This window comes from Streptomyces sp. NPDC047108, assembly GCF_040643575.1.
In the GTDB taxonomy this organism is placed as follows: Bacteria; Actinomycetota; Actinomycetes; order Streptomycetales; family Streptomycetaceae; genus Streptomyces.
Map to the genome: position 1 here is coordinate 1 of NZ_JBEYUP010000019.1, position 17977 is coordinate 17977.

Annotated in this window: 7 protein-coding genes and 1 tRNA gene; 3 read left to right on the plus strand and 5 right to left on the minus strand. The window is 73.3% G+C overall.

What is annotated here, in order from left to right; translation table 11 throughout:
• Window positions 1-202 precede the first annotated feature (202 nt).
• Window positions 203-1528, minus strand: a complete 1326-nt coding sequence (locus ABZ822_RS26780) for a DUF2254 domain-containing protein (protein ID WP_360859725.1) — start codon at window positions 1526-1528, stop codon at window positions 203-205.
• Between the two features lie 114 nt (window positions 1529-1642).
• On the opposite strand from ABZ822_RS26780, the gene ABZ822_RS26785 reads away from it, so the two are divergent.
• Together ABZ822_RS26785 and ABZ822_RS26790 are read left to right on the plus strand one after the other, a co-directional pair.
• Window positions 1643-1730, plus strand: a tRNA-Leu gene (locus ABZ822_RS26785).
• Between the two features lie 241 nt (window positions 1731-1971).
• Window positions 1972-2838, plus strand: coding sequence for a universal stress protein (locus ABZ822_RS26790; protein ID WP_360859437.1), 867 nt, complete (start codon window positions 1972-1974; stop codon window positions 2836-2838).
• Between the two features lie 68 nt (window positions 2839-2906).
• Here the strand turns inward: ABZ822_RS26790 and ABZ822_RS26795 are convergent, their stop codons facing one another.
• The gene (locus ABZ822_RS26795; RefSeq protein ID WP_360859440.1) at window positions 2907-3803 is read right to left on the minus strand and encodes a universal stress protein; all 897 of its coding nucleotides are present in this window, start codon (window positions 3801-3803) and stop codon (window positions 2907-2909) included.
• A 436-nt stretch (window positions 3804-4239) separates the two neighbouring features.
• Here ABZ822_RS26795 and ABZ822_RS26800 point away from each other — a divergent pair, with 436 nt between their 5' ends.
• Window positions 4240-7440, plus strand: coding sequence for an amidohydrolase family protein (locus tag ABZ822_RS26800; protein WP_360859443.1), 3201 nt, complete (start codon window positions 4240-4242; stop codon window positions 7438-7440).
• Between the two features lie 131 nt (window positions 7441-7571).
• On the opposite strand, the gene ABZ822_RS26805 is transcribed toward ABZ822_RS26800, so the two are convergent.
• From ABZ822_RS26805 to ABZ822_RS26815, 3 genes are read right to left on the minus strand one after another with little or no spacing between them, the layout of a single operon-like run.
• Window positions 7572-9143 (minus strand): fatty acid--CoA ligase, encoded by a 1572-nt coding sequence (locus tag ABZ822_RS26805; protein ID WP_360859446.1) that lies wholly within the window; start codon window positions 9141-9143, stop codon window positions 7572-7574.
• 46 nt (window positions 9144-9189) lie between these two features.
• Window positions 9190-11460 (minus strand): polyketide synthase, encoded by a 2271-nt coding sequence (locus ABZ822_RS26810; RefSeq protein ID WP_360859449.1) that lies wholly within the window; start codon window positions 11458-11460, stop codon window positions 9190-9192.
• Between the two features lie 17 nt (window positions 11461-11477).
• Window positions 11478-17945: an SDR family NAD(P)-dependent oxidoreductase gene (locus tag ABZ822_RS26815; protein WP_360859452.1), complete on the minus strand. Its 6468-nt coding sequence runs from the start codon at window positions 17943-17945 to the stop codon at window positions 11478-11480.
• Window positions 17946-17977: the final 32 nt, after the last annotated feature.

Here is a 17977-nt window from a genome sequence, read left to right on the forward strand (position 1 = left end):
AACGCGAGGACAGCCGGGGCCGGGCGGGCGGGAGGGGGGGGGGCCGCGCGGCCCCCCCCGGCCGCCCCGCCCCCCCCCCGCGACTCGTACGCCGCGTGCGCCCCGTCCGTGCGGCCGGTCCCGCGCCCGTCGGTAGGGGCCGGTTCCGGCGTCCGCCCGTACGGGCAGCCGTCCGCCCGTACGGCCGCGGGTGCGCGGACGCTCAGCCGATGCCCTGGCGGTCGGGGCGGCCGGAGAACTCCCGCTCCGCCGGATCGTGCACCGCAAGCTCCAGGCCCCGCTCCAGCAGCTCGCGCTGTCGCAGCAGCGGCTCCCTGCGGGGCTCAGGGGTCAGCAGCATCAGATCGTCGAGCGCGGCGACGATGCGCCGCGTCACCTGCGGGGCCGCGACACCCACCCGGCGGATCTCCACCAGCCCCAGATCCACCAGGTCCGGCCACCTCGGCAGCGGCTGCACCAGCCGCAGCTCCCCGCCCGCGTCCCGGTGGTGGACCTCGCCCAGTGCCCGGCCCGCGAGCGCCGCCAGGATCTGGTGGATGCGGTCCAGCGCCTGTACGGCCGTCGTGGGGTCGTTGACGGCGGGGGAGAGGGCGCGCAGCGCGATGTCCGAGAGCTGGCGCAGCCCGAACCCGAGGTCCTGGTGGAACGTCCGCTCCGGCCCCACCTGGAACGCGAACCGCAGCCGCCTCCGGCCGGTCGGCACCTCCCCGCCGTGCACGCTGCACACGGGCGTCCCCGGCACGATGAAGTCGCCGATGCGCGGCTCCAATCGCAGCACCGTGCCGTACCGGCGGGCGAACCGGGTGAGCAGCGCGACATCGACGCCGCGCAGCACCCCTGCCCGTCCCTCGTACGTGATGTGCCCCGTCTCGGGCGGCAGGGCGGCGTGCTCCTCGGACACGGCGAGCCGCGCGTGCCGGTCCAGGACCGCCATCGACTCCCGGGCCACGCGGTCGATGACATAGGTCACGCGCATGAGCCGCAGCGTGGTGTGCACGTACGCGATGAACAGCAGCAGGCTGATCATGACGAGGCAGATCCCTACGAGGCTGGAGATCACGGGCACCGATCGCACGGTCCGCGGGTCCTGGTCCCCCTGCCGCCCGGACTGTGCCAGGAGGGCGAAGACGAAGGTCGCCAGGAAGACCGCGAACGTCGACTTGACGATCCGGCCGCGCACGTACAGCCGCAGCACGCGCGGCGTGAACTGGCTGGACGCCATCTGCACCGCGACCAGCGAGATGCTGAAGACCACGCCGATGAAGGTCAGCATCGACGAGCCGACGGTGTCGAGGAGGGCCCGTGCGTCGTCCGCGACGTTGATCAGATCCTCGATCGCCGCGGTGTCGCCGGCTTCCCGCAACCGGCTCACCAGGAACTCGTCGGCGGAGGACGTCAGCGCCGCCAGCGCCACCGCGCCCAGCAGCCCCGTCACGGGCGCGAACCAGAACGCGTCCCGCAGCCGCTCGCGCAGCGGCGACAGCGGCCGCGGCCGCCGGGCGCGCCGCGATCCGGAGCCGGTCACCATGTGTGTCACGAGGTTCACTCTAGGTGGAGGGCGATCCGCGGATACGCAGGTGAAAGGCACGTCGAACCCCTGGTATCGTGGTCTGCGTCGCCGCGGGAGACTGCGGTTCACCTCGTCCGGGTGGCGGAATGGCAGACGCGCTAGCTTGAGGTGCTAGTGCCCTTTATCGGGCGTGGGGGTTCAAGTCCCCCCTCGGACACCACGACGTACGACAGCAGCGGGCTTCGCCCGGGACGGATGTCCCGGCGGGGCCCGTTTCCCGTGGGGGGCGGGGCCCCGCCGGGACATCCGTCCCGGGCCGGGCGGCCGTACGGCAGGTTCATGCGGGCCGAAGGTCCCGGACCGGGGGCGTACCGGCCCATCGCGCATCGCACGCCCCGGGGACGACTGTTCTCCCAGAGGTACCGCGAGGTGCCCCTCTCCGGCGGAAGGCGGTGGGGACGATGGAGTCTCCCCTGGTGGTCGGCGTCGACGGATCGGAGTCCAGCCTTCAGGCCCTGGACTGGGCGACCGACGAGGCGGCCGCCCACGGCGTACCGCTCCGTCTCCTCCAGGCCTCCCTCTGGGAGCAGTACGAGGGGCGGCGACCGCAACTGACCGCCGGGCGGCCCGCGGAGAAGGTGATGGCGGAGCACATCGTCGCCTCCTGCGCCGAACGCGTCCGGCTCCGCAACCCCGACGTCAAGGTCTCGGGCGAGGTCGTCCCCGACGACGCCGTGACCGCGCTGCTGCGCGAGGGACGCGACGCGCTCGCCCTCGTCACCGGCGCACGGGGGCGAGGGGGACTGGCCGGGCGGCTGCTGGGATCGGTGGGACTCGCGGTGGCGGCGCGCGCCGCGTGCCCGGTGATCGTGGTGCGGGGCGGGGAGCGGAACCGTACGGGAGCCTTCGGCCACGTCGTCCTCGGCGTGGACGACCAGAACGAGAGCGCGGCGGCCATCCGGTTCGCCTTCGCCGAGGCGGAGGCCCGGGGGACCCGGCTGTATGCCGTACGGGCCTGGCGCTGCCCGGTGTTCGAGAGCGACGACCTGGCCGGAGACATCGCACGGGAACACCGGGAACGGGCCTCGATGATCCTCTCCAAGACCCTGAACCGGGCGATGCCGGACGGCGGCGAGGTCCCGGTGCGGCGCCAGGCCGTCGAAGGCCCGGCGCACCGCATCCTCCTGGAGTGCTCCGCCGACGCGGACCTCCTGGTGGTGGGCGCTCCCCGGCGCAACGGGGGACGGGGGCTGCAGCTCGGCCGGGTGAGCCACGCCCTGCTGCACCACTCGGCGTGCCCGGTCGCCGTGGTCCCGCAGACGACCTGAAGACCCCGCGGACGACCTGAAGACCCCGCGCCGTACCGTCGCCGGCCGTGCCGCCCCGCGCCGTACGGTCAGTCGTGCGGGACGATCGTCACCGGGCACGGGGCGTGGTGCAGCGCCGCGTGCGCCACATGACCGAGGCGCGGCGCGGTGTGCGGCCGGTGCACGGGGCGCCCGAGGACGAGCAGGTCCGCATTCCCGGCCGCTGACAGGACGACGTCCGTCGCGCTGCCCGTCTCCACGTGCTCGACCACGGGAAGATCCGGGTACTTCTCCCGCCACGGGTGCACGGCCTCGGCCAATGCCCTCCGCTCGCGGGCCTCGAGCTCGCCCTCGTGGCCCTTGTCCCGCAGCGCTTCCGGCCGGTGGGCGAACAGGGGCGGCGGACTCCAGGCCCGTACCGCTCGTACGGTGGCTCCGCGCGCCGCGGCGCCGGCGAAGGCGAACTCCAGCAACTCCTCGGCGGCAGCACCCAGATCGTTGATGCCCACGACCACCTCGCCACCGGCCCGCCCGGCCTCGCCGGTCCGGCCGGGCTCCCCGGCATGAGGGCCGGCACGGTGCCGGACCATGACGACCGGTCCGTCGGCCCGCAGCAGGATGTGCAGACCCAGCGAACCGAGCAGGAAACCGACCACGACACCGTGTCCGCGGGAACCGAGGACCAGCATCTCCGACGACCCGCTCCGGGCGAGCAGCGCCTCGATCGGGGTCTCGGACACCTGCTCCGCCGTGACGGACAGCTCCGGGTACCGGTCGGTGAGGTCGGCCTTGGCGTCGCGGAGCAGCCGCATCCCCCAGTCCTTGCGCACCAGAGGCTCCTGGGCCGAACGCGCCTCCGCCGGGGGCAGCATCCACGCGTGCAGCAGGTGCAGCGGCAGGTTGCGGCGCGCGGCCTCGCCGGCCGCCCAGTCCGCGGCGGACCGGGACTCGGCCGAACCGTCCAGGCCGACGGTGATGGGACGCATCGTGGGACCTCCGGTTTCTGTCCACTGCCTTGTGCGCCACCGACCTCTTCGGCGGCCCTGACGCCACTGTTGGCACCGATGCCGATGCGCGGCGTCCACAGGGGGCATCGCTCCCCTTGCCCTCCAGCCTCGTTCGGGCCGCGTGCGGCGCCCAGAGGCCGATGGTCCCCGGTCGCCGCCACCCGGCCCCATCACCCCGGGACCTGGGACGGTGCGGCCGCCCGGCCCGTTCCGAGGGCCGGGCCGTGAGGGCCGAAATCAAGGAACGGAAGGGAGAGGGGCGGAATTCCGGAAGGGCGCCGGGGAATTCCTCGGTCCCGCCGCGCGTCCGGAGGTGTCCGAGAAGCAGGACCGGCTCGTTCCCATGGTCCGAACCCGGTCCAACTCATAGAATCCGCATGCTTGTTGACTTTCTCTGAGACGGGGAGACCCACGCATGGCGACATCTGAATCCGCTCCGCATTCCGCGGAGAACTCCGGCGGTATCTCCCGGCGCGGTCTCATCCATCGCGGCGGTGCCGCGGGAATCGGCGCGCTGTCGCTCTGGGGCGGCTTACCGGGCGCCGGAAGGGAGACCTTCGCGGCGCAGGACGCGTACGCGGCGACGCGTACGGACGGTGACGCCGGGGCCGGCATCGTGCGGACGCAGGAGAGCGCCAACCTCTGCGTCTCCTTGTCGCCCGACGGCCGGACGCTCGCCATGGACGCGCTCAACGCCCTCTGGCTGCTCCCCGCCGACGGGGGTGACGCGCGCAGGCTCACCGACGACGCGCAGGACGCGACGCAGCCCCACTGGGCGCCGGACGGCAGGAGCCTGGTCTTCCAGTCCTTCCGCGACGGTGCGTACGACCTGTGGACCGTCCGCACCGACGGCAGCGGCCTCCGCCGGCTCACCGACGGCTCCGGCTACGACCAGGAGCCCGCGTTCTCGCCCGACGGCAGCACCATCGCCTTCGCCTCCGACCGCGGCAACGCCGGCCGCATCTGGCTGCTGGACACCGCGACCGGCGCGCTGCGCGCGCTCACCGACGGCGACCGTGCCGTCTCCATGCCCGCCTGGTCCCCGGACGGCCGGCGCGTCGCGTACGTCGACGGCGCGACGATCCAGGCCGTCGACATCCGCTCGGGGACGACCGAGCGCCTGGTGACCGCACCGGAGGGCGCGACGCTCCACGGACCGGCGTTCGCCCCCGACGGGCGCGGCCTCGCGCACGTCCGCGTGACCGGGGCGAAGGCCGAACTCATGGTGGACGACCGGCCGTTGACGGACGGCGAGGACGTCTTCCCGTTCGCCCCGACCTGGCTCTCCGCCGACGAACTCCTCTACACCGCCGACGGTCTGATCCGCCGTCGGAAGCGGACCGGAGGCGCCGGCCGCGAGATCCCCTTCACCGCCGCCGTCGGCGTGGCCCGTACGCCGTACCGCCGCAAGCGCCCCGACCTCGAGAGCGGCGGCGCGCGCGACGTCCTCGGCATCGCCGACCCCGCGCTCGCACCGGACGGCCGCACCGTCGCCTTCCGCGCGCTGAACGCCCTGTGGCTCCTTCCTGTCGGCGGGCGGGGCGGGCACCCGAAGAAGATCGTGGGCGACGGATACCTCAACGCCGCGCCCGACTGGGCCCCCGACGGGCGGTCGCTGGTGTATGTGAGCGACCGATCCGGCACGGCCAACCTCTGGACGTACGACGTCGCCACCGGGAGGACCGAACGGCTCACCGACCTGCCGGACGCCCAGCTCGCCCCGCGCTGGTCACCCGACGGGTCCCGCATCGCGTACCAGGACGAGAGCGGCGCGACCTGGGTGCTGACCGTCGCGGACGGCACCGTCACCAAGGTGATGGAGGCGCTCTACCAGCCAGGGCCCCCGGCCTGGTCGCCCGACGGCACGGTCCTCGCCCTCGCCGCGCTCGCCCCCTACTCCCGGCGCAGCAGCAACGGCCACAACCAGATCCTCACCGTCGACCTGAACAGCCACGAGGTGCGCTACCAGGCGCCGGCGCCTGGGCGTTCGCTCTCCACCCGCAGCGGCGACGGCCCGCTGTGGACCCCCGACGGCAAGCACCTGATCGTGGGCATGGAGAGTCTGGCCTGGCGGATTCCGGTCGACGCCGGCGGGCGGATCACGGGCGAGCCGCAGCGGATCACCGACGAGACCACCGACTCCCTGTCGGTCGCCGCGCTCGGCGGCACACTGCTGTACCTGGCCAACGGGCGGCTGCGCACCGTGCCGCTCGACGGCGGCGCGCCCCGCACCGTACCGGCGCATCTCACCTGGACGCGCCGCCCCGCCCCCGCCGGGCGCACCGTCGTGCGTGCCGGGGCGGTCTGGGACGGCACCGGCGACAGTCTCCGGCACGACGTGGACGTCGTCGTCCGCGACGGGCGGATCGAGGAGGTCACGCGCCGTGGCGCGGTGCGCGGCGCACGGGTCGTCGACGCCACCGGACTCACCGTCATGCCCGGCCTGATCGACACCCACAACCACTGGCACTGGCGCGGCCCGCAGTGGGGCGACCGCCAGGGCCGGGCCTGGCTCGCGTACGGGGTCACCACCAGCCGGACGCCCGGCGATCCCGCCTACCAGATGGTGGAGACCCGGGAGGCGCTGGCGGCCGGCACCAAGGTCGGGCCGCGCTACTTCGGATCGGGCGAGGGCCTGGAAGGCACACGCGGCTCGCACCGCGTCATGCGGCCGGTCTTCTCCCGCGCCCAGCTCGACCGCGACCTGGGGCGGGCGTTCGCCCTCGAGTACGACCTGCTGAAGTCCTACATCCGGCTGCCGGTCGCCTACGAACGCGACGTCGTCGCCCGCGCCCACGCGCGCGGCATCCCCGTCACCTCGCACTACCTCTATCCCGCCGTGCGCACGGGACTCGACGGGATGGAGCACACCGGCGGTGGCAACCGCCTCGGTTACTCACGGACGTTGAGCTACGCGGCCGGGCGCACCTTCCAGGACTCCGTGGACCTTCTCGCGGCGAGCGGCATGTGGATCTCCACCACCACGCTGTTCGCGTCCGAACTCTTCCTCGACGACCGGTCGCTCATCGAGGACGAGCGCACCCGGGTGCTGTTCCCCGCGTGGGAGTACCAGCGGCTGCTGCAGAAGGCGGAGGACGCGGCCGGCCCCGGAGGGGAGCTCAACCACGCCTGGACGCTGGGCGATGTCGACATGCTGCTCCGGGTGCACCGTGCCGGCGGACTCGTCGTCGCGGGCACCGACGCGGCCCTGGACGACATCGGCATCAGCATCCACCAGAACCTGCGGGTCATGGTGAAGTACGGGTTCACCCCGCGGGAGGCCCTGACCACGGCGACGTCCAACGCCGCCCGCGCCCTGGGGCTGGGCGACCGGCTGGGCGCGCTGGCACCGGGGTTCCTGGCCGACCTGGTGTGCGTGGAGGGCGATCCGCTGCGCTCGATCGACGCGGCCGCCGCCGTACGCCGGGTGATGGTCGGCGGTCACGTCTCGACCGTTTCCGAACTGCTCGCGCCGTTCCGCACGTCCGCGCGGGTCGCGGCACCGGCCGCGCCCCGGAACCGGGTCCTGCGGCCCGCGCCCACCGCCCGTCACGACGCGCAGCACTACTGGCACGAGCCGGAGTGGAGCCACCACGGCTGCTGCCGCTCCCGCTGACTCTCCGTCACGGGGCATCGGGTGGAACCGGCACCGGCCGGTTCCACCCGATATCTTGAAGCGCCGGGGATGAATTCCCGTTGTCCGCAGGACCGTTCCGTCCCAGGCCCCGCGGGACATCTTCCTCGGCGTCAATTCACCTGGCGGTCACGGCCGGCCCAGAACGACTCCCGGAGTTCCCTGCGGAGAATCTTGCCGCTCGGATTGCGCGGCACCCGGTCGATGAACTCGTACCGCTGCGGGGATTTGAATTCGGCGATCCGGTCCCGCAGGAAGAGCTTCAACTCCCGTGGTTTCGCCGCCATGTCCGGGCGCAGCACGACGAACGCGAGGACGCCTTCCCCCCACCGCTCGTCCGGCACTCCGATCACGGCGGCCTCCGCCACCGCCGGATGCTTGCAGAGCGCGTTCTCCACCTCGGCGGGGTAGACGTTCTCGCCGGCCACGATGATCGTGTCCTTGATGCGGTCGCAGACGTACACATAGCCGTCCGCGTCGACGTACCCGGCGTCGCCGGTGTGCAGCCAGCCGTCGGCCAGCGTCTCGTCCGTCGCTGCCTTCATGCCCCAGTACTCCAGCATGACCGCGGGGGTGCGCAGACAGATCTCGCCGACCGTGCCCGCCGGGACCTGCTTCCCGTCCGAGTCGGTCACCCGCACCTCGACGCCGGGGTAGGGCTTGCCGGCGGCGCGCATGCGCGGGCTGCCCACGACGTGGTCGGAGGGCGGCAGGCACAGCGCGGTGTTGCCGCTCTCCGTCAGGCCGTACAACTGGCCCAGTTCGCAGCCCAGGACCTCCATGCACTGCGTCATCAGGGTCTCGGAGATCGGGGAGCCGCCGTACGTCACCTTGCGCAGCGAGGCGAAGTCCTCGGGGCCCGCGCCCGGTTCGGCCAGCATCATCTGCAGCATCGCCGGGACGGCGCAGGTCGTGGTGATGCGCTCCTCGCGGATCAGACGCACGGCGTCGTGCGCCGCGAACATCCGCATGGCCACGTTCGTGACGCCCGCGGTGAACCCCTGCATGGCCCACCAGATGCCCGCGACATGGAAGCCGGGGATGCTGATCAGGCTCCGGTCCGCGGGCTTCCAGTCGATCCAGTCCAGGCCGTGCTCGGCGAGCAGATCGCGGATCGCGAAGAAGCTGCGGTGGGGGAGGACGACTCCCTTGGGCAGCCCCGTCGTTCCGCTGGTGTAGATCTGCGCGATCGGGTCCTCCGGGGCGGCGGCGGAGGGCAGGTCGTCCGCCGGGTGGCCGGACTTCCACGCCCGGAATCCGGCGCCCCGCTCCTCGTCACCGTCCAGGTGCACGATCAGCGGCGCGGACGGCAGACCCGCCCGCGTCGCCTCCGCGCTCGCCGCGAACTCGCGCTCCACGAAGAGCAGTTCCGCACCGGAGTCCCGCAGGATGTGGTCGACCTCGGCCGCGGTGAGGCGCCAGTTGATCGGGACGAGCACGGCGCCCGCCTTGGCGCAGGCGAAGAAGACCTCGTAGTAGTGCTCCGACTCCTTGCCGAGGTAGGCCACCCGGGAACCCTGGCCGGTCCCGGCGGCGAGGAGCGCATGGGCGGACCGGTTGCTCTCCTCGTGCAACTGCCCGTAGGTGACCTCCCGGCCCTCGCACACCAGGGCGGTGCGGTCCGGCTGCCGCGCGGCGTGGAAGGCCACCGTGCCGTCCGCGGTCTGCAGTTCGGGAACGTACATGGGCGGTGTCCAATCCGTAGGAGGTCAGCAAGGGGGCAGCAGGAGGTCAGCGCCAGGTGTTGTGCTCGGGCCAGTAGCGCCTGCCGGTGAGCGCCGGGCCCGGGAGGCGGAGCAGCCGCGGTCCGGGCGAGGGCCACAGGTGGGGGAACGTGATCGGCGCACCGGCTCCGAAACGGTCGGCGAGCAGCGCCAGCCATCCGGCCAGTTCCGTACGGGCCGGGGCCAGCGTGGGCACGGGACCGGCGGACGCGCGGCGGCGCAGGGTCAGGGATCCGTCCGCCTCGTCCTGTTCCCAGGCACCGGGCAGCGGCCCCGCCGCGGCGGCGGACCATTGGCCGGAGCTGACGGCGTCGGCGGTGGTCCGCCGGGTGACGACAGCGGCCAGGGCGTGCCGGGCGGGCCCGGTGAAGCGGGCACCGGCGACGGTGAGCCCGGCCGCCTCCAGCATCCCGATCCAGCCCAGCGCCCACGCCACGTACGAGCGTCCGGCGTCGTGCGAGGGGTCGGGTTCCTCTCCGCCGTCCTTCGCCTGCGCCGCGGTGTGCCGGCCCACCAGGCGCTCCAGGGCCTCGAACCCCGGCCGTCGGCCGGCGCCGAGGGCCGACCGCAGCTCCTCGCCACCCGGTTCGGGCAGATCGAGAAAGACCCCGCTGCGGTCGCCCGCACCGGCGACGGGGGCCCGTTCGCCCTCCGCGGCACGGGCCAGCGCCTCCAGCACACCGTCCCGGTCGCGGACCACGGCCGCGTAGCGGACCGCCAGCGGATCCCGGCCCTCGGCCAGCGTCCGGCACACCGCGGCCGGGCTCCATCCCGGGGTGTCGTGCAGATGGCGGAACAGCCGGTCCGCGGTCCGGGCGAGTGCGTTCTCGTGGTGCGCGGACACCACGAGGAGCCACGGCCCCGGCGAGGCGGGGTCGTCCTCGGGTCGCTCGGGCGCGCCCTCCAGGACGACATGGGCGTTGGTGCCGCCGAAGCCGAATCCGCTCACCCCCGCCCTGCGCGGGCCCGCGCCCGACGGCCACGGCATCGGCTTGGCCGCGAGGCGCAGCGCCGTCCGCTCCCACGGGATGTCCGGGTCGGGCTCGTCCTCGCCCGGCTGCGGCGGGAGTTCGCCGTGCGCCAGCGCGAGCGCGGTCTTCATCAGCCCCGGGGCGCCGGAGGCCGTTTCGAGATAGCCGAGGTTCGCCTTGCACGAGCCGACATGGAGCGGTGGCGCGGTGGGGGAGTCACGGGCGTAGGCCTCGGCGAGGGACTCGGCCTCGATGACCCCGCCGAGCTTGGACCCGTTCGCCTGCGCCTCCACGTAACTCACGCTCTCCGGCTCCACGCCCGCGTTCCGCAGGGCGAGTTCGACCACGGTCTTCTGGCCGCGCGCCGAGGCCACCGACATGCTCGGCCGGTCGCCCTGCTGGTGCACCGCGCTGCCGCGCACCACCGCGTACGGCACGTCCCCGTCGGCGACGGCGTCCGCGTACCGCTTGAGCACCACCACCCCGCATCCCTCGCCCCGCACGTGCCCGTCGGCGTGCCGGGTGAAGGGGCGGCTGCGGCCTGACGGGGAGAGCATCCCCGCCCGGTCCAGGATGCCGGTGCTGAACGGCGACATCAGGACGTTGGCGGCGCCCACCAACGCGACGTCGCACTCGCGCCGCCGCAGGGACTGCACCGCCAGATGCACCGCGGTCAGCATCGACGACGACGCCGTGTCGACCGTGATCGCCGGGCCGTTGACGCGCAGGGCCAGCGCGATCCGCCCCGAGAACGCGCTCGGTGAACTGCCCGTGCTCATGTGCCCGGACAGCTCCCCCTCCGGCAGCCCGCCGCGCAGCCACGCGTACGGGTACTCCACCGGGCCCGCGCCCGCGAACACCCCGACGCTGCGTCCGCCGAGCCGTGCCCGGGAGAGGTTCGCGTCGGCGAGGGCCTGCACCGCGGCCTCCAGCAGCAGCCGCTGCTGGGGGTCCATGTGCAGGGCCTCCTGGTCCGGGATCCCGAAGAACTCCGCGTCGAAGAGGTCGATGTCCTCCAGGTACGCGCCCTGGCGCAGCCGGCCGGCCAGTGGCGCCAGGTCGGGGGCGTCGACGTTCCAGCGCGGCCGGCCGAGGCTGTCGGCCGGCACCCCGGGACCGTCCGTCGGCACGACCCGGCCCTCGCGCAGCGCGGCCCACAGGGCCCGGGGGCCGTCGATGCCCCCGGGCAGGCGGCAGCCCATGCCGACGACGGCGACCCCCTGGGTCTCCTCCTGACGCCGCCGCGCCAGCATCACCATGAGCTGCTTCTTGGACAGGGAGTCCAGATAGTCGATGTAGCTCGTCACCGTGTTCCGTTTCCGTCCTAGAACGCCTGCTCGCGCAGAGCCGCGAGTTCGTCGTCCGCCTCGGCGTCCGTCAGGTCCCGTACGTCGTGGGCCTGTTGATCCGCGCGCGGCGCCCCGGCGGCCGCCGCCTCCTCGTCCTCCTGTTCCGGTACGAGCTGCCCGTCGATGAAGGCGGCGAGGGACCGGACGACGGGGTGGTCGAAGAGCGTGGAGGTGGGCAGCGGGATCCTGAACAGGGCCTCCAGTGCGTTCTTCAGCTCCACCGAGCCCAGCGAGTCCAGGCCCAGGTCCACGAAGCGGGCGTCGGGCTCGACGTCGTCCGGCGAGTCGTAGCGCAGGACCTCGGCGACCTTGGCCCGCAGCAGATCGCGCAGCGCCGCCTCCCGGTCCGGCTTCGGCTGCGCCAGCAGGGCGTCCAGGTCGACGTCCTGCGCCGCCTTCGTCCCGCCGTCCGACACCAGGTCCTTGAACAGGGCGTTGGCGAACGGCTGGGCCGCTGCGTACGCGTCCCAGTCGAAGGAGCCGACGACCGTCTGGCCGTACGGACGCCCCAGCGCCGTGAACAGCGCCCGCAGGGCCGCGCCCGGCTTCACGAACTTCAGTCCGCGGTCCTCGATGCTCCGGATCTGCTGGCCGGTGAGCGAGGCGGCCATGCCGATCTCGGCCCACGGGCCCCAGTTGACGCTGAGTCCGGGCAGTCCCGCGGCGGACCGCCACTGCATGAGGACGTCCATGTAGGCGTTGCCCGCCGCGTAGTTGGCCTGCCCTGCCGCGCCCAGCACCGACGCGATGGAGGAGTAGCCGACGAAGAACCGGACGGTGGGGACGGAGGAGAGGGCGCGGTGCAGCAGCCAGGTGCCGTAGACCTTGGCCCGCAGCACCGTCTCCATGCTGTCCCAGGTCTGCCCGGACAGCGGACCGTCGGCGAGCACGCCCGCTGCATGGATCACACCGCCGAGCGGGGCCTCGGCCGCGGCCAGCGCCGCCACGATCCGCTCGACGTCGGCGGCCTCCGCGATGTCGCCTTGATGGACGGTCAGTTGAACGTCCTCGCCGATCCCGGCCGTGAGTTCCGCCACCGCCTCCGGCGGGAGGGCGCGGCGGCTGACGAGCGCCAGATGCCGGGCTCCCTCGGCGACGAGCTTGCGGGCCGTCGCCACGCCGAGCGCGCCGAGACCACCGGTGATGAGATACGTCTCCCGCGGGCTCAGCCGGACCGGCTCGGCGGGCCGGTCGGCGTCGCGGTCGCGGAACTCGATCACGATCTTGCCGAGGTTGGCGCCGCGGCTCAGCACGCCGAACGCCTCCTCGACCTCGTCGAGCGCGTAGCCGACCGTGGGCAGCGGGCCCAGCCGGCCCGCCTCCACGTGCTCCGCCACCGTGGTCAGGATCGTCTTGTTGAGACGGTCCAGCTCGTCGGCGGGCAGCTCGCTGAGATCGAAGTTGTGGTAGGCGACGTCGGGGCGTGACTTCCGGACCTGCTCGGGCGACCAGACTCCGATCTTGCCGAGTTCGACGAACCGCCCGTCCTGTGCGAGGCAGCGCATGCCGGCCGGGATCCAGTCCCCGTTCAGGCTGTTGAGGACGATGTCGACGCCTTCGCCTCCGGTCGCCTCCAGCACCTCGTCCGCGAAGTCCAGCGTGCGTGAGTTCATGATGTGCTGCACGCCCTGCGCGCGCAGCAGCTCCCACTTGCGGGGGCTCGCGGTGGCGTACACCTCGGCGCCCGCCAGCCGGGCGAGCTGCACGGCGGCCTGCCCGACACCGCCCGCCGCCGCGTGGATCAGCACCCGGTCGCCGGACCTGAGGCCCGCGAGGTGGTGCAGCGCGTGGTAGGCGGTGACGTACGCGGCGGGCAGTCCCGCCGCCTCGGTGAAGCCGAGCCCGGCGGGCTTGCGCACGACGACCGTGGACGGCACCGTGACGCGCCGCCGCATGCAGCCGAGCCGGCTGAGCAGCACCTCGTCGCCAGGGCCGAACTCGGCGTCCGGGCCTGCCGCGACGACGGTTCCGGCGGCCTCGAAGCCGAGCGGCAGCGGCTGGTACGGGATGCCGTGGTCCAGCGCGTACTGGCGCAGCATGCCGAGCGCGTTGAGGACGTCCTTGAAGTTCAGGCCCGCGGCGTGGACCTGGACGGTGACCTCGTCACCGGTCGGCTCCACGTCCTCCACGGGCACCGGGCGGACGGCGGAGAACTTCCCGTACTCGGTGACCTGCAGCTCGGCGTTGGCCTCGTCACGGTCCCGGGAGGCCGGGGGCGTCAGGCGCTTCACATGGCGCACTCCACCCCGGTACGCGACCTGGAACTCGGCTCCCGCGGCGTCCCCGGCCAGCCATTCGTCGACCAGCGGCTGCGGGTCGGGCCCGTCGAGGTCCAGCAGCAGGGTCCGCAGCGCCGGGTACTCGTTCAGCAGCACCGATCCGAAGCCCCACAGCGAGGCGGCCACCGGCGGCTCTGACGTCCGCGGGTCGGCGGCGTCGCCGGGCAGCCACTGGGCCCCCTCGGTGACGAGCTGGACGCGCAGATCGCGTGCGGAGCCCAGGCGTTCGGCCTCCGCCGCCAGGGCGAGCAGATCGCGGTGGTTGCGCTCCGTCTCGGTCCGCAGCCGCTGTTCGCCGTCGAGGCCGGGCTCGGGCCGCCAGAACCAGCACAGGTCCGTCAAGGCCGGGTGCTCGGCGAGCAGACGGCCGGCGGCTGCGGCCTCGGGGGCGTGGTGGAGCTCGATCCCGGCGTCGGCCGCACGGTCCGCCAGGCCCGGCAGGGCGTCCCGGTCAGCGGCCACGACGAGCACCGAACGGCCGCTCTCCGGGCCGGACTTGGCGGACGGCAGGGAGCGCTTGACCCAGCGCGGGCGCAGCAGCATGCGCTCCGCCGGATCCGCCGGTGCGCCCGCGACCCGCTTGAGCCGCACCCCATGGACGACGAACACCGGGCGCGACCCCTCCAGCGCCACGATGTCGGCGGTCAGCTCGGTGCCCGCCGCATCGAGAGCCACCTTGATCAGCACCCGCAGCCCGCCCTTGGGCCGCTTCAGCAGCTCGACACGGCCGAACCCGACGGGCAGATACGTGCCGTCGAGGTCGACCGCCGCGCCGAGGGTCTGCATGGCGCAGTCCAGGACGGAGGCGCGCAGATGCTCGCCCACCGGGGTGTCCAGGCCGCGGAGTTCACCGATCGCGAAGCCCTCCGCGTACCGGTCGACCGTGACGACGCGGCGGAACTCGGGCCCGTACGGCAGGCCCAGCTCGGCGTACCGCTCGTAGAGGTCCTCGCCGCGGTGGCGGACCTCCTCGGTGCCGCAGGCCGCGGCCGCGACGCGCAGCCGGTCGACGACGTCACCGAGGGCTGCCGGGCCCGCGGGCGCGCGGCCCAACGTCGCGGTGGCGTGGACGCGTTCGATGACACCGTCCCGGCCGTCGACACGGCTGGCGATCTCGACCGCTGCGGGGCCGCTTCCACCCTCGCCCAGCGGGCGGAGCCGGGTGCGGACCTCGACGGGTTCGCCCTCCCGCAGGAACAGCGGTTCGAGGATGCTCATGTCCTCCACCAGCCGTGCGGTCTCGCCGTGGACGGCGTCCTGCAGAGCCAGCGCGATCTCGACGTACCCGGCGCCGGGGAAGACGACCTGGTCCATGACCACGTGCTCGGCCAGATAGGCGGGCGCACCCGGGTGGAGCAGGGCGGCGAACTCGCGCTCACCCGCGCCGCGTTGGGTTTCGGTGGTCACATCGCGGCCCAGCAGAGGGTGGTGGGCCGGACCCGTGGCCGCCGTCGCCCGCGCCGCCACGGCCCGCGCACCGGGCAGCGCGTAGCGCTTCCTGGCGAAGGCGTAGCCCGGCAGCGCGATCCGGCGTCCGGGGCGCTCCTCGTGGTAGCCGCTCCAGGAGACGGGAAGCCCCGCCTCGTAGACCCGTGCGAGAGCCGTACGCAGCGTGGTGGCCGCGGGGTCCGTACGGGACATGCTCGCGACCCAGACGTGCGCCGAGGCGTCGCCGCACTGCCTGCCGATGCCCGTGAGCGCGGAGGACGGCCCGACCTCCACGAACACATGGCGCCCGCGGCCTTGGACGCACCGCATCCCGGCGGCGAAGTCGACCGGCTCGGCGATGTGCCGCACCCAGTAGTCCGGGGTGCCGACCTCGGCGAGCGTGGCGACCCGGCCGGTGAGGTTGGAGACGAAGCTCAGCCGCGGCTCCTGGAAGGTGATGTCCGCCACCGCCTCCCGGAAGGCGTCGGACACCTCGGCCATCAAGGGGGAGTGGAAGGCGTGCGACACCGGCAGCGCCTTGGTGGCCAGCCCCTGGGCGCGGACCTTCTCGGTGATCCGTTCCAGCGAGTCGAGACCGCCCGACACGACGCACTGGCGGGGCGAGTTGAGCGCGCCGAAGCTGACGTCGTCGTACTCCTCCAGCAGCGGGGCGACGTCCTCGGCCGCGGCCATCACGGAGACCATCCCGCCGGGTGTGGACACGGACTGCATCAGCCGGGCCCGTACGGCGACGAGCTTGACCGCGTCCGGCAGGGAGAACAGTCCGGCCAGCGCCGCGGCGGTGATCTCACCGACGCTGTGGCCCAGCAGGATCCCGGGCTTCACACCCCAGGACATCCACAGGCGGGCGGTCGCGTACTCGAGGGCGAACAGCGCGGGCTGGGTGTGGAGCGTCCGGTTGATCGCCTCGGCACTGTCCGGGGCCTGACCGAACATCAACTCCTTGACGGAGCGGCCGAGATGGGCGGCGAAGAGCCGGTCGCACTCGTCCAGGTGGCGGCGGAAGACCGGATAGCGCTCGTAGAGCCCGCGGCCCATGCCCGGGTACTGCGAGCCCTGGCCGGTGAAGAGGAAGGCGACACCGGCGTCGCGGAACCCGTCGTCCGGGGCGTCCACGTCGCGCTCCGGACGGTGTTCGAGGAGCCGGTCGAGGTCCTCGCGGGTGGAGACGGGACCGGCGAGCCGCGCCCCCAGGTGCGTACGGCCGAGGTTGGAGCTGTGGCACAGGTCGGGGACCGCGACCTCGGGCCGCTCCGCGAGGAACATCCGGTAGTTCTCCGCCTGTTGGCGCAGGGAGGAGCGGTCCTTGGCGGAGAGCGTGAACACGGCCGTGCCGTCGTCGGGCGCGGACGGGGCGGGCGCCGCGGGCGGCGCCTGCTCCAGGACGACGGAGGCGATGGTGCCCGCGAAGCCGAAGGAGTTGACCAGGGCGCGGCGCGGTCCTTCGGCTTCCCAGGGGCGCATCTCGGTGGGGACGGTCACCCGGTAGCGGTCCCACGGGATGTGCCGGGAGGGCGTCGTCAGATTGATGTGCGGGTAGATCGCCTCGTCCCGGAGCTGGCAGACGACCTTGGCCACGCCGCCGATGCCCGCAGCGGCCTCCATATGGCCGATGTTGGTCTTCACCGACCCCACGACCAGGGGGTCGGTGTCGGTACGGGCGCCGGCGAACACGGTGTTGATCGACCCCATCTCGATGGGGTCGCCGAGCGAGGTGCCGGTGCCGTGCGCCTCGACGTAGCTGATGTCGCCGGGCTCCAGCATGGCGCTTGCGAGCGCGTCCCGCATCAGGGCGACCTGCGCGGTGCCGTTCGGTACGGTCAGGCCGCCGCTCTCGCCGTCCTGGCGGACCGAGGAGCCGCGCACCAGCGCCAGGACGGTGTCACCGTCGCGCCGGGCGTCGGAGAGCCGCTTGAGGACGATCATGCCGGCGCCCTCGCTGCGGCTGTAGCCGTCGGCGGAGTCGTCGAAGGTCTTGCACTTCCCGTCGGGCGACAGCATGTTGGCCCGCGAGTAGACGATGTGGTTCCGGGGGTGGTGGTTGACGTTCACCCCGCCGGACAGGGCGATGTCGCACTCGCCCCGCCGCAGCCCCTGCACGGCCAGGTGGAGCGCCACGAGCGACGAGGAGCAGGCGGTGTCCACGCTCATGCACGGGCCGCGCCAGCCCAGGAAGTACGACAGCCGGCCGGCGGCGGCGCTGTGCGCGGTCCCGGCCGCCACATGGGCGTCCAGCTCGGCGAGGTCCAGCGACTCCACCTCGATCGCGAAGTCCATCTGGCCGACGCCGAGGTACACGCCGCCGTTGCCCCCGCGCAGGGCGGCCGGATCGATGTTCGCCGACTCCAGTGCGTGCCATGCCGATTCCAGCGCCCAGCGGTGCTGGGGGTCGATGAATTCGGCTTCCTTCGGGGATATGTTGAAGAACTTGGGGTCGAATTCGTCCATGCCGGAGACGAATCCGCCGCCGGCCGCGAGAGGCCGCCGTCCCGCTTTCTCCTCCTCGGCCTGGAAGGTCTCCATGTCCCACCGGTCGGGTGGAACGGGGCCCGTTCCCGCGAGTCCGTCGCGGAGGAATGCGGAGAACGCGTCGGGGGTGTTGTTGTCCCCCGGGAAACGGATGCCCATGCCGACGACGGCGATCGGCTCGTACTTCTCCAGCAGTAACTGCTTGACCATGGCGTCATTACGGGACGGCGAAGCCGTGTCGGTCACTGGTGATCCCTGCCCAACTGCGATGAGACGGC